We start from the raw sequence: 13,645 nt of genomic DNA on the forward strand, positions 1-13,645 counted from the left end.
TCGTCAGACTGGCTGTTGTTCGTGCGAGCCGCAGGTGGAAGCTGCGCGCACTTTCTCAGCCGTAATTTTATTGCGACCCTGTCAGTAATTGATCTGTTCAAATCCATAACGTCCTTCATAATCACGCCAATCTACGAAGACGGATCGATGATAGATGCTTGGGCAGTTGGAGCCCCACCGTTCCAAACCAGTGTGCGCGTCAGGCAGGGCGGTCGGATCTGAACGAGCCCAGGAAAAATCACCCTGGGTTCCATAGGTACCAAGGGAAATGGTAGCAGACCGATTACAGTCGCCGTCGCGGCCGGACTCGTGCTGTCGTGCATACCGAACATCATAAACGCGGATAGAACGCACGAAATTGAATTCCGGACCGCTGATGTCGATATCAGCGCGATCTTGGACCAGCTGAAACGCAAGACCTTTGGTGAGCAACCTTGTATCTGGATCATCGAGTTTCAGGATGGTGACTTCAGTGGTGATGTGTTCGGTGGCAGGCGTCGACTGTGGTCGAGGGCGATTTTGGCCAGAGAATAAGATATCATAGAAGCGGCTGGGATCATTCGGCGGGGCAATCGAACGATAGGATGCACCCATGGGACACCGCCAAATCTGTAGTGGCGGTTCAACGGGCCAAGGTGTGATCCGGCGGATGAATTCAGTACGCGCGCGTGCGCACGGAACCGATGCGGGCCAGCCGCCAGATAGGCAGAGCAGTATCGCACAGTCGATTTGGTAAGTTTGAGCTTGGACACGATTGGCGGCACCAATGAACAAGCCGAGCAGTGCAAGTACTGCTAAAAGTGTGTATGTTCGGATCGAGCAAAGCATGTGAAGCATCCTAGCGAGCAGGGTGCAAACAGCATGACTCCAAAAGTATACTACTGCAACTCACAATATATAATTGATAAAAGTCGCGTAAGGTTTATTATGTTAATATCTGTCTATAGCATCAGCCCCAAACATGAGGAAGACTTACTCCAAAACGGAATCAACCGACACCTGGCCCAAGATCACGCTGACTGTATATCATAGACCAGACATCCAGATCATCGGTCATTATCCGGGTCGCTTCATTTAGCAAAGATCGAACGTGAAAACGCCTAGGCTCACCGCAATCCATTTCTGCTACCAGTCGAGACTGTATGTCTATAAGCAAGTCCGCAACTCGGCTTGACTGATCAGCCGCAGCTCGGAAATCGCCCGTTGCTCGAATACCATTAATCGCTGCGCCGCAAACAGGAAGAATTCCTCCAAAAAAAGTGACATAAGGTTTCATCGCTTTGTATAGCTCGGAAACATCGAAAAATAGCATAGTTAGATAAGCGATGCCGATTCCAATGGTCCCTAACAAAAGAGAGGTCGCCAAAATATGCATGCGATGGTCGAGAGTGTTAAGCCTGTTGGCGTTAGAACGGTGATATTGTATTTGTCCCTCAAGTTCATGAGTAACTGCAAACTCAATCGCACTATTTAGGGTATCAGGATTTAGCTGCCCGTTCGGTGGAGGTATCTGCCTCAAATGAGAGCGTATATACCAAGCGATCCAAGAGTTTTCCGATGCCCTAACCGGCGCTCCGCCAGAATGAGAAGGAACACTTCCGATCAACAGAGGCAATCGTGTCGTTCGCAGAACTTCAGCAATATTTCTGTAGTCAATCCAACGATCTTTCCACCTTAATCGCGCACCAAGGTAAACGAGCATGAGGATGAAAAAGATCACGCCAAGTTCAAGCGAGACTAATATGCCTTTGCTATCATAGACGGCGCTTTTGTCTGCCTGAAAAACAATCAATAGTCCGGCAGCGACAGCGATCACGGAAAGTAGAAAGTTAAGTATGTAGGCAGTCCTAAAAACATGAGAAAAATAAACCGCTAAAGAATCCGTACGTTGCCATAGCTTAAAGACAGTAGCGTTGATTCTTTCGCTGTAGGCTTCTCCGCCGACATCATTCGCTGTTTTTGCCAAGTTATCCCAAGAACTATCCGTTGTTTCGGTCAGACTCAGAACCGGCCAAAAAGCACTGCGAACACCAAATGCGGCTTGGAGAGCGTAGAATCCGGACGATAGCGTACTTGTGCGAGGTTTCTCATCCATGAAAACATCGAGGCGCTCCGCTGGGTCAAGACCCACGGCATGACGGCCATACACTAGGTTCGTGACCATCAACGCAAACCAATCAAACAGCCTCCAAACCCACTTTAGCGGTCCAGCACTTACGTGACTATTTGCTTCGGCAGCTTGCTCCAGTATTTTACTTTGCCTGGGCGGGAACAACATAGAACCCAAATTATCTTGGATTACTTTGGCTGCATCTTCTTGCTCATCTTTACGTCTGTCACATTCGTCCGAGAAACAACCATCGATCGAGGGATCCACTGCATCTTCGCTTGGAACCCACACACCAATTGAACCAGTAAGTGTGATACGCACCACGGTTAGGCCACGTCGTTGTGCATCTCGCATAACGTCCCGGGTTCCTCCGGGACCGTTGTCAGTCTTGCCATCCCAAATGGCTATCAGTGCATCAGCATGATCTAGCATCAATCGACCACAAGAAGCGTAGGGCGATAGTCCTAGGTGATTCTGCCCTAAATCAATCTCGGTCCGAGTCGCACTGCGGATAGATTCCGGGCTATTGTCGTCAACCTCCCATATTCGTTTGAAAGCCGACGTTTCCTCATCTGTAAACTGTTGTCTTTTCACGAACTCCCCAGCTGCAAAAGGCAAAAAGAAATGCATGTCGCATTCTTCCGCTACTGCGGCTTCAACCGCTAACATGTCGGCACCATTTGCTAATGAAGCGCAAAACCGCAATTTACGAGGTGACAAATCCATAAACTTGGAATGACTATCTGACTCCTCGACAGCCCTTTTGTACGAAGACGTCACCAAGCGAAGCGCATCTCGACATTTCGTGCCAAGCATGACTAAATCCGAGCCATTGTCCTCCAAATGCTGCAGACGGTGCCCCGAAAAGCAAATTCGCAGTTGAATACTTGGCACTTGAAAAGGTGACATTCCTACATTGCTCACAACTGTGCCCTCCAAAAATTACGCTACAAGAATGGACCACAGTCGCGCAGCTGGCCTTATCTCTCTTTACAAAACCAGTCACGCGCCAACCTCGCAACCATAAATCCTTAGTCAATCGCCGATTCTACGGCTATCCTGCTCAGACTGGATCCTTGAATCTGGCGATAAGCAAAGTTGACGGCATTTCTGGATCTTAGCAAGCTTGGCGTCACCTACGGAGCAAACTATGCAACAAAATTCCACTGCTTGGGTTAGCTCAGAACTACTTTTTTGGCATAATACTCAGAACTGGTGCATGTACTTTGAGCCAAACCTCCTACTCCAACCTGGCCAGCACGCAGAGAGCGCTGAAAGCAAACGACGGATACGAAACCTTGTTGAAGCTTCAGGTATTGATGAAAAGATGATCACGATTCGACCTGAACCAGCAACTAGAGAAGAAGCAGAAACATTTCACACCAAAGAGTACCTCGACAAGTTAAAGGCGGTTTCGAACTCTGGCTATGGTGATGCAGGAGAACTTTGCCCAGTCGGCAAGGCAAGCTATGAAATCGCGTTAATGTCGGCCGGCGCGGCCATGACAGCGTCTAGACAGGTATTGTGTGGGAACGTCAGCTACGCTTATGCGCTCACGAGACCGCCAGGTCACCATGCGGTAGCCGACTCTGCTAAGGGCTTTTGCCTCCTAAATAACGGCGTTCTGGCTGTCAAAGATAGCTTACGAAATCCCGAAGTTAAGAAAATCGCAGTCGTCGACTGGGATGTTCATCACGGAAATGGAACAGAAGAGGCTTTTTACTCTAATGGCAACGTACTAACAATCTCTGTACATCAAGACGCACTTTTCCCGTTACACACTGGAAAGCTCTCTGACCGTGGCGAGGGCGCTGGCTTTGGGAAAAATTTAAATATTCCGTTGCCTGCGGGGTCAGGAGATGGCGCTTACCGCTACGCATTCGAACAAGTCGTTCTACCAAGTTTGCTTCGATTTAGTCCCGACATGGTTTTTGTTGCTTCAGGTTTTGATGCCTCGGCAGCTGATCCAATTGGAAGAATGATGTTGCACTCTGAAAGCTATAGATGGATGACCGAGGAACTTTTGTCTGTATGCAATGATCTGCACGCCAAGGGTCCGGTTTTTTTGCACGAGGGAGGATATTCTGAGCAGTACGTACCCTTCTGCTGCCATGCCGTGCTTGAAGTACTTACTTGCTTTGAACGAATACCTGATCCTTTTGTGGAAATATTCTCCAACTACGGTGGCCAAGTGTTAAAGCAACATGAAAAAGAAATCATTGACAGAGCCAAAGGCTACGTAAATGAGATAAGTGTGTAATTTGGATCTTGAAAATGAATGAAAGTGCAAAAGGTCGAGACAAGACGGATGAGTTCTTAGCAGATCCCCTCCTTTTTTCGAGAAATGGCAGTGACCCACTCTTCTCTGATTACATTTTTGGATCGCGTAATTTTTTTACATCTGATTGCAGTCTCGCGAAGATGGTGCTTCAAAGCGGAAGCGAGTCATTTTCAGGAAAAATCGGCAACCGAGTTGTTGCTGCCGAACTGTTTGGAACTTCTGTTCTATACGAGGATGGTCACGCTCACAAAAAACTCAGAAATGCCCTATCACCACTTTTTCGATCGAAGAAAACCGATATATCAGAGGTGGTTTACTCCTTTCTTCAAAGAAACAAATATCACTGTCGAGAAATTGCCCGATCCAACTTGCATTTCTTCTTTCAAATTCTGAGTTTACAGATTACCTTAGCCTATTTCAATCACCAGATCGAAAGTGAGTTTCGTGCCGCAAAACTAGTAATCTTGATTGATCGATTGTCGAAAGGACTATTTGTAAACGAGGCAAAGCGCGATGAAGACCATGTGTATAGAAGTGCTCGGAAAGCAAGGAATGTTCTTATCCGGCAGACTATGATACCAAAGTCTAGTCCAATCGCTATAGCTCTACGCACTGCTGGTTTCGACGATAACGTTATCTTGGATCAAATCATAACACTTATGTTTGCTGGCGTAGATACGATGAGTGCAACACTTACGTGGGCGCTGGGAAAACTAACAAATCACCAAGATCATAGGTTGTCTCCGCGTGACGCGGTACACCAATGCTTAGTCGAACGGCCGCCCGTATATTTCATACCTCGAGGTGCGGCCAAGGCGGCGACAATCCATGACAAGACGATAGAACCAGGAGAAGTCGTTAACATCATGATCTCGTCACTTCATAAGAAACTCGAACAAGGCGAAGGTATGTTCTTGCCTTACGGTATGGGCGTCAAAAAATGCCCTGGCCAAAGCTTCAGTCTCATGGTTATGGATGAATTACTATCAGAGCTAACCCGCAACTTTACTGTTACGCTCACTGGTGGCAACTTGAATAAGGCAGCTTTTGTCCCAGGTCAACGCCCAGCAGAACCACCGAGCCTCAAACTTCAGCCGCGGAAGCTTGCAAAAATCAGTGACAATCAAAACTCGGTAACCTAAGATTATTTAGAAGCAATTGGGTGAATTGAAATGCTAGAAACCAGAACGTATCACGACATCAAATTCTCATCGGTTGGCATTGGAACATGGGCGATTGGTGGCCCATATTGGACCCAAGACGAACCGACTGGATGGGGGGGGCCATTGGACGACAATGACTCCGTCACAGGTTTAAAGATGGCAATCTCAGCTGGCTTAAATCACGTTGATACGGCAGATGTATATGGCTATGGGCGGTCCGAACGTCTTGTAGGGAAAGCTCTATCTGACGGACCACAAGTAACACTTGCGAGCAAGGTCGGGTTCGTTAGCACTTCTTCGCCAAGTGTCTACACAGCGGAAAACATACGATATCAAATTGAGCAATCTCTACGAAACCTGCGTCGAGAGGCTCTGGAAATCTATTACATACACCACTGCGACTTTGGGCCTGAAAATCAGTATCTGGAAGAAGCTTCTGATACCCTTCACAAATTGAGAGATGAAGGGAAAATTCTAACTATTGGTCTTTCAGGCTACTCTGCGGACGATCTGATAGCAGCTGCGAAAGTCCTAAAGCCGCAATTTATACAGAGCTGGGCAACCATAGAACATCGCGAATATATTAACCCTGAAATGCCTCTTGCCAAGTTCATGCTTGACAACGACATTCGTTTTGTCGCCATGATGCCTTTTGGCCAAGGTCGAATCTTAGGAAAGTACTCCGCAAAAAATCCACCGAGCTTTGAGCATGGGGACAACCGCATCGGAAACCCTGAGTTTGAAGGTATATCTCTTGGCGAATTCGAACCTAAGCTCAAGCAACTACAAGATCGTTTTGGAGAGACGCCCAACGAACTTATAGTTCCAGCACTTGGCTATCTTTTGAAGCATGAAGTCGTGGCTTCGGTAATACCAGGGTTCCGAAATAGTGAGCAAGTTTCTGGCCTGATCGAGGCAAGTAAAAAATCGTTTACCGACGATGACAAGAGTTTTATTGATGATTTGTTTCCTCTAGCCAACATGCCAACGCATCCGTGGTATGAGTAAAGATCTTATGATCCAACTTGAGCGTATTAGCCAACTTGTTGGTCACTGTGGGCCAGCCTCAGTGTCAATGATGCTGAGATTCTTCGGTGAAGAAGTAAATCAGAATGAAATCGTAGTGCAAGCCGGTCTTTCAGAAAGCATAGAAAACATTGGTAGCCGGATGGACCAAGTGTCTCTTGCCCTTTCTAAGTTGGCCCCAACGTACATAATGCTTGGCAAATTCCTATGTACAGAAGATGACATAGATACTGTAGTGAACCGCGTTCAAATACCGCTTGGGGTTGAATGGCAAGGAATTTTCGAAAACTCGTCTCAAGGGCGGTTCGAAATTGGACACTATTCTGTTATCAATGGCTACTCGAAAGCGTCTAAGGACTTTAGCTTGGTTGATCCTGATGATGAGAGCGTTTATTCTAATGGCTCGATTCCAAAAGAAGTATTCCTTCCTAGATGGTGGGAGACAAATATTATGAATGACGGAAAGCGGTACTCGTCTCAGCGATTTTCGTTCGTTGTGATTCCGAAAAATCATGAAAATCAATTGAGGCAGTTAGGGTTTAGGTCGATAACACACAAATTCATTCTGGATTTCAGCAATCCCGCACAACAATAAAGAACCCCAGGGCATCAGGCTGATCGTCTAAAGGATGAACCCAATAGCGCTCAAACGCTGACAGTTCTGTAGCAGATTGTTTTGAATTTGTGTCGAACGCCCAAGAGCCACCTCTGTAAGATCTTGAAAAATCATCTCCTCCTTCGGCAGCATCATCATATACTGGTGGGCTACCAGGTAGCCGCTTGGTCATGCACCAGCTCCAACAGTTGCCAACTAGGTCATGTACTCCCTCGACAGATGCACCTTCGGAAAAAATCCCCACGGCAGATGTCGACCGAATATCCAATACATTGCATTTCGCATAATCAAAATCGTCGCCCCAAGGATAGGTCCAAGTTCCGTCAGGACCCCGCGCTGCCGACTCCCATTCGTGCTCCGTCGGCAAACAAATTTCTTGAGAACCATCCATGAGGCCTCTCGCTCGCATTTTCTTGGTAAGCCATTTGGTATATGCATAGGCTTCATACCAAATCGTCCCAATTCTAGGATGGTTTGATAGACGAAATACCTCGGTATAATCGACTGGGGATTGGCGGCCATTCACGACAATGTGCGTCCATCCGGCCTCTGTCCAACAGTCTTTGTGCGCCTCTGAGTACCCTTCGTCATCTATAAATGATTGAAACTGCTTGTTTGTAACAAGGTATTTTGACATCTTAAACTTGGGAACCCTAACCATTTCTTCTGGCTGCGAATTCCCAAAATTAAATGACTTTTCAGCTATTTCACACCATTCGAATATGGGTAGTTGCTTATTATCTATGCGGCAAACGCCAGCTCGACTGTCACGCATAGTGCGGCCTAATGCACGACCAACTGCGGCCCTGCCTTCACTCTTCTCCATTTCGTCTTTCAAACGGTCTAACCAGTTAGCTGATAGATCATCCAACAATAGTTTGCTTGTCTTACAACCCGACTCAGTTATGCATCTTGAAGCAAGTTCTGGGTTAATGCTAGACATCCAACTCAAAACCCGATCGGGCCTATCAGCGTTTTTTCCAACCAAAAACACAAAGGCCTCATCCCACGATGTCTTGTGCCACCAACCATCTCTTTCGGGAAACCCAGGTATGGAGCCACCTGTTCTGACAAGGTCGTCTAGCACGAATGAGGCAAAAAATGCACGAAATAACTGATGGGAGAACTTGACGCTACTTTCGACGGTCAAGAGCTTTTGCCTGACGGCAATATCCAAATGGTCTTTAACCTCTTCACCAAACTTTTCAAATATTTCATCCTCTGCCAACTCAAACTGGCTACTGCTAATCATCAGGTACGCCAACTTAGAAAGGAACGATAGAAGCCCATCAGAGTGCAATGAAGCATCAAATTTTCCAGCAGTATCCTCCTCTGCAATCGAAGTCAAAACTTCAAAAAACAAATTGAAAAGCTGAAATCGATTGCTCGTCGGCCTCCTTTTAGATTTGTAAATTTCAATAATGATTACCAGAAAGAAAGTGTTCTTCGCTAATGTCAGAAGGCTGAAAGGATCATCTCGCTTCTCAACCCACATATTCCAGTGATAGTATTCCGCAATTGGATTTTCTGATCCACTGTACTTCCAGAATGTGGCCTCATCTCCACCTTTTTCGATGAACTCAGCAAGAAATTCTTCTGCTCTTTCTTCATCAACTAGTGACCAAAAAATACGCTCGGCTTCCCGTTCACAAGATGCAACCTGATGAATAATTCGCCTAATCCGATCAGGATTCAGATCGTTGATCTTGAACAACTCGAGATCAAGGTCCTTTTCGGCGGTATACTCAGCAGATAGACATGTAACACAAGTCGAAAGCTGAGGGTTATCTTCTAGAAACTTGGCCAAAGCAGTAGATCTAGACCTTAGGTCTGTTTTCGAACCACCTTCACTCAGTCCGTCCATAAGGAGAAATAGTCGGCCCTCAGCTACCAACTCGTCAAAGTGAGTCATGACATAGGGTGTGGGCGTGTCTACATTTGTCGTGATGAATGACTCTACGCTATCCTTCCCGTCATATCCTTCAAGCGGAATAAATACTGGAAGCAAGCAAGTGCTTCGCGTCTCTTGGTTCTCTAGCTGGGAGAGCGAAGCTTCAGAAATTTCTTCCTCCAACTTACGCAGAGTCGTCGACTTACCAGATCCAGCTCCACCAGTTACAATTACCCTTATCTCATCACCGAGCGCCTTTTGATCGAAAGTCTCAAGAAGGCTCTTTGAATAAGTGTCAATATCAGGACGATCGACCTTCCCAATAGCAGATTCTATTTTTTTCCTAGCAGGTACAATGTCTGAAGCCCGACTAAGCCCTCCCCATACGTGTTGGTACTCCAGGGGAATAAAGGAACCTGCTAGATATTGACGTGCACCTTTTGAAATAGCCTTAAGAAATCTAATTTCTTCCTTCTTTCTATCGGCAAAGACTTCCTGCACAAATGCAAGCGCTTCGCCATCGGCTCCGTCTGGGTTCTTAAACTGCTCTATCACCTGATCAACGGCTCCCCCTTGATAGGTAAGCGGGCAATCTTCGATCTTATAAGGCATTATCCTTTTCTGCCTGTCCTTAGCCACAGCATATTCTTGTGTAACCTCATCAGAAGCTATGGAGTTATTACTAACTATAGGAATGAATGCACTAGCTTGCTTTATGACCAGATCAATTCGCTTACGCCAGTCTCCGTCCCTGGCATAACCTTCGGAAAAGAAGGTGCGATAACCACCTTGTTCTAAGACCTTCGTCAATCGCTCCGCGTGAAGTCGGTCAATTGTTGAATAGGAAATAAATACATCAAATTTTTCCATGTCGCATTCCCAGTTCTTTTAGGCTTCTCTCTAGATCAAGGTCAACGGCCATGACACCAGTATTTCTAAGGGCCATTTCCAGCTTTAGGAAAGACAACTCTCTACTTGAGGCATGGCAAGCGACGTTGACCCATGGCTCGTCAGCTAAAAAATTGACGTGTAAATCCTCTTCGAAAATTGACACAAAAAATCCGTCATACTCATCACTAATTCCCAAAATTGCGCTCTTTTGCTCTTCCGAAAGCTCTTCAGACAACGAAGAGGGTAATAACATCGCACCAGAGATATAACCGTTTGGATTAGTTGAAGGCTCCTTTGGCATCACTCCCTTAGCACAGCTTAAAGCCGCGGTGAGGATATCGTATCCCCAAATTCTCCGTATCCAATCACGAATATAGAAACCGCCCATTCGTGCGTTGATATCGATTAACTTTGGCTGTTCACTAGAGATAATATACTCGAGGTTGAATACCCCTGAAATAAGGCCAACTTCGTTCAAAGCCAAGACGGAAAGTTCTTTAAGTCTATTCTGTACGTTGACCGGCAGCAAACTAGGCATGCTCGCCGTCAATTCGGCAAAATATTCGGTCCCCGTAGGCCCATTATCGGTGACAAAGCACGCCACAGCTCTTCCTGCATACATAACTATATCAACATCATGTTCGCTTCCGCTGTGTCGTTCACAAATAACCACGTCGTTACCAAAACCCAGTCCGATTCCTGGCAAATCGCTCTCGTCAAAGTAGTCTCGCTTTACTTTGTTGTAGAGATGGACTGCCTTCTCGTAGTTTGGGGCTTCAAAAACCCCTGCAGCAGACGAACCAAAGGCCAATTTTAGCAGACTGGCCTTTTGAGCTGCTGCTTCAAACCACTGCTTTAGATCATCATGGTCAGAAATTTTTTGGGTTTTTGTCGCAAGGTTACGAACGTTCACGTCGCTTGAGTTCAATAGCTTTTGCTGTGTACGGTCTTTGTCTTTCGCAAGACTTGCCGAGCCATAACCGTTGGACGGCAAGTCCAAATGAAGACCCACAATTGCAGCTAAGGGTCCACAATCCTCCCAAAGGGTCAAGACACCTGCCACTTTGTATTTTCGACTATTCACAACATCGCGAATTTTACTCGCGGTTTCTTTATCATGCTTATGATCATGAAGATTTTTTACTCTAATCACATCTCCGAAGAGGTGAGATGGAACTCTATCATTGTCATCGCATACCAATATTGTGGGGACTTCTTCTTTCTTCAAATCTCTATAGCAATCAGCTTTGGAACTACCGCCGTACCCCACAATTAGAATTGATCCGCTCACTGGCTTTCTCCGATAGTGGCCTCAGAACACGGACCTCACCTACATCTAGACCTTCACGCAACATTGAGGCGGCTAGGCATTGATTGCAAGCGGTGGTTCCATGAGGAGAGAACTTTCTCCATTTTTTAGTGGGAATGTAGAAGATATCCCGTGGTGATGCCTTCGACATGGTGGCTCAACTTAGGGCGATTACATACTTGACAAACCCACACGTAAGGCATAGATTAAACTCAACAAATTAGAGGTTAATCCAATGTCCGTTCTTTCCGCCAAATACATGCACGACGAAGCCGCAGCCTTTGCGCACGTTGAGGGTATGCTATGGACTGATGGACCTGTTTGCCCACACTGTGGCGTTGTTGATCGCGCCTACAAACTGGAAGGTGTCCGCACCAAGCCCAGCAAAAAGAACCCAGAAGGCAAAGAGCGCTTTGGTCTGTGGAAGTGCCGTGACTGTCGCGGCCAGTTCACCGTTCGTAAAGGCACCATCTTTGAGGAAAGCCACCTGCCTCTGCACCTTTGGCTGCAAGCAATTCACCTTATGGTATCCAGCAAGAAGGGTATTAGCAGCCATCAGCTACACCGCGTTCTGGGCATCACCTATAAGAGCGCATGGTTCCTGACCCACCGCATCCGTGAATGCATGCGTGATGGCGCGCTTGCTGGCTTTGGCGGCAATGGCGGCATCGTTGAGGTGGACGAAACCTTCATCGGCAAAGAGCCAAACATGACGAAGGCCAAGAACGCCCGCGGCTACGCCCACAAGATGAAAATGGTCACGCTGGTGGACCGTACTACCAAACGCGCCAAGAGCATCATCGTTGACGATCTCAAGAAGTCTACGCTGATCCCAATGCTGCAAGAGAACATTGCCAAAGAGTCTTACGTTATGACGGACGAAGCGGGCCAGTATAACAACATCGGCGCGGGTCGCGTATTTGACGCGCACGGCTGGACCCATCACGGCGCTGGTCAGTATGTCGATTACAGCGATAGCGAAATCCACACGAACTCGGTTGAGGGCTTCTACAGCATCTTCAAGCGCGGCATGAAGGGCGTGTATCAGCATTGCGGCAAGCAACACTTGCACCGCTATGCTGCCGAGTTTGATTTCCGCTACAACAACCGTGCTGGCAACGGCGTGGATGATGCAGAGCGCAGCGCTATCGCCCTAAAGGCAGTCGTTGGAAAGCGGCTGACATATCATCAGCCCAATCAATAAGTTAGGCGATAAGTAGCTGATTCTCTTGACAGAATCGTGTCTAGGGATTATATGAACATCAATCCGATGCGTGAGCGGTCGGTATTTGACGGTACATAATCCATCGGGGGGAGCGCAAGCGCTCCCCTCTAGTCGTTATGGAAGGTGCTTCGCACCCCATCCCCAAATTTTCCCAAACGGGGACCTGTTGTACTTACTCTCGACCATTATGTCCGCAACTTTTCCTCCAAATGCACCCAGCGTCACTTCGTGCTTCAGATTATGGCGGATCGTATAGTGAGACGGGTGAGCAATCAGATCGCAAAGCTGTTAGCCTGCTACGTTATCCTTCTTTGTTCTGAACTTTAACTGAGACGAAGGAATACACTTTTCAATTATTGCGACAGGCGAAAATCGAGTGCCATTTTCCTTGAAGTGGGTAAATTCTGCTTGAAGGGCTTTATCTTGATGTTTGCCCCGAGCTTCGGGCATAATGTCGCCAATCGTTGAGCGCTTGTCCAAGAACAGCGCGTATTTCTCGACAAGAATCTCCAAAAGCACATGGTAAGGGTGGGTTCTTTCCCAGTGATATTTTTTGGAAAGCTCTTCCTTATCAACCAGCGCGGTGATTACCGTGTACTCAGCCTCATTGAAAACAGCCAAAAACTTTTCATTAAATCTGGCCCGCACTTCCGGAGCGCCAAGCCCTTGAAACGGCCCCTTGCACCGCCTAATGTCTGATCTGTGCAGGCATATCGGCTCGTCGGGATCTTCATTAAGGATCTCAGCTTTTATCCTGTTGAGCGCGGGAACGAGAAAATCACGTGCGTGATCGACACGCATGATAACCCCAGTTAAGCTCAGGTAGCGCTTCTTATCGAGGTCTAGGCGGGTCATGCTGTCGACCCCGTGTTCATCTGAATACATACAGTACATGGAGAAAGTAATGACAGCCGCAGAGCAAAAGAGTCAACTAGACCGCTTCAAAGAGGCCGCCCGCGAACTAGGTGCGGACGACAACGAAACGAAGTTCAACGAAAAGCTAGGCAAGCTGGTGAAGTCGAAGCCACAAACCAAAAGGGATGGCTAAGGAAGCTCAGGTAGATCGGAAATACTCTTAGCGCCATTGTAAATTGCTAGGTAGTCGGTTTCGCCAAGCTCTTTTAGCTCCGCCT

The 13,645-nt window shown here is 47.1% G+C and carries 11 protein-coding genes; 6 read left to right on the forward strand and 5 right to left on the reverse strand.

What is annotated here, in order from left to right; all coding sequences use genetic code 11:
- Positions 1 to 81: 81 nt before the first annotated feature.
- Together ABJF76_RS05320 and ABJF76_RS05325 are read right to left on the reverse strand one after the other, a co-directional pair.
- Positions 82 to 828: a hypothetical protein gene (locus ABJF76_RS05320; RefSeq protein ID WP_413822534.1), complete on the reverse strand. Its 747-nt coding sequence runs from the start codon at positions 826 to 828 to the stop codon at positions 82 to 84.
- A gap of 160 nt (positions 829 to 988) precedes the next feature.
- Positions 989 to 3,034, reverse strand: a complete 2,046-nt coding sequence (locus ABJF76_RS05325) for a DUF4231 domain-containing protein (RefSeq protein WP_348135689.1) — start codon at positions 3,032 to 3,034, stop codon at positions 989 to 991.
- Positions 3,035 to 3,260: 226 nt separating this feature from the next.
- Between ABJF76_RS05325 and ABJF76_RS05330 the strand changes: the two genes are divergently transcribed.
- From ABJF76_RS05330 to ABJF76_RS05345, 4 genes are read left to right on the forward strand one after another with little or no spacing between them, the layout of a single operon-like run.
- Positions 3,261 to 4,370: a class II histone deacetylase gene (locus ABJF76_RS05330; RefSeq protein ID WP_348135690.1), complete on the forward strand. Its 1,110-nt coding sequence runs from the start codon at positions 3,261 to 3,263 to the stop codon at positions 4,368 to 4,370.
- A gap of 14 nt (positions 4,371 to 4,384) precedes the next feature.
- Positions 4,385 to 5,533: a cytochrome P450 gene (locus ABJF76_RS05335; protein ID WP_348135691.1), complete on the forward strand. Its 1,149-nt coding sequence runs from the start codon at positions 4,385 to 4,387 to the stop codon at positions 5,531 to 5,533.
- A gap of 30 nt (positions 5,534 to 5,563) precedes the next feature.
- Positions 5,564 to 6,562 (forward strand): aldo/keto reductase, encoded by a 999-nt coding sequence (locus ABJF76_RS05340; RefSeq protein WP_348135692.1) that lies wholly within the window; start codon positions 5,564 to 5,566, stop codon positions 6,560 to 6,562.
- On the forward strand, positions 6,555 to 7,175 hold the full coding sequence (locus ABJF76_RS05345; protein ID WP_348135693.1) for a C39 family peptidase: 621 nt from the start codon (positions 6,555 to 6,557) through the stop codon (positions 7,173 to 7,175). Before ABJF76_RS05340 ends, ABJF76_RS05345 begins: the two co-directional genes overlap by 8 nt.
- Here ABJF76_RS05345 and ABJF76_RS05350 read toward each other — a convergent pair.
- Positions 7,153 to 9,957, reverse strand: coding sequence for an SUMF1/EgtB/PvdO family nonheme iron enzyme (locus ABJF76_RS05350; RefSeq protein WP_348135694.1), 2,805 nt, complete (start codon positions 9,955 to 9,957; stop codon positions 7,153 to 7,155). The genes ABJF76_RS05345 and ABJF76_RS05350 overlap by 23 nt on opposite strands.
- Positions 9,944 to 11,269, reverse strand: coding sequence for a hypothetical protein (locus tag ABJF76_RS05355; protein ID WP_348135696.1), 1,326 nt, complete (start codon positions 11,267 to 11,269; stop codon positions 9,944 to 9,946). The genes ABJF76_RS05350 and ABJF76_RS05355 overlap by 14 nt, the downstream gene beginning before the upstream one ends.
- Before the next feature lie 253 nt (positions 11,270 to 11,522).
- Here ABJF76_RS05355 and ABJF76_RS05360 point away from each other — a divergent pair, with 253 nt between their 5' ends.
- Positions 11,523 to 12,491, forward strand: a complete 969-nt coding sequence (locus ABJF76_RS05360; protein ID WP_348135697.1) for an IS1595 family transposase — start codon at positions 11,523 to 11,525, stop codon at positions 12,489 to 12,491.
- 309 nt (positions 12,492 to 12,800) lie between these two features.
- Here ABJF76_RS05360 and ABJF76_RS05365 read toward each other — a convergent pair whose 3' ends face one another.
- Positions 12,801 to 13,367: a hypothetical protein gene (locus ABJF76_RS05365; protein ID WP_348135699.1), complete on the reverse strand. Its 567-nt coding sequence runs from the start codon at positions 13,365 to 13,367 to the stop codon at positions 12,801 to 12,803.
- 49 nt (positions 13,368 to 13,416) lie between these two features.
- Here ABJF76_RS05365 and ABJF76_RS05370 point away from each other — a divergent pair, with 49 nt between their 5' ends.
- Positions 13,417 to 13,560: a hypothetical protein gene (locus ABJF76_RS05370; RefSeq protein WP_348135700.1), complete on the forward strand. Its 144-nt coding sequence runs from the start codon at positions 13,417 to 13,419 to the stop codon at positions 13,558 to 13,560.
- Positions 13,561 to 13,645 lie beyond the last annotated feature (85 nt).

It is taken from the genome of Tateyamaria sp. (assembly GCF_039940735.1).
Lineage (GTDB): Bacteria > Pseudomonadota > Alphaproteobacteria > Rhodobacterales > Rhodobacteraceae > Tateyamaria.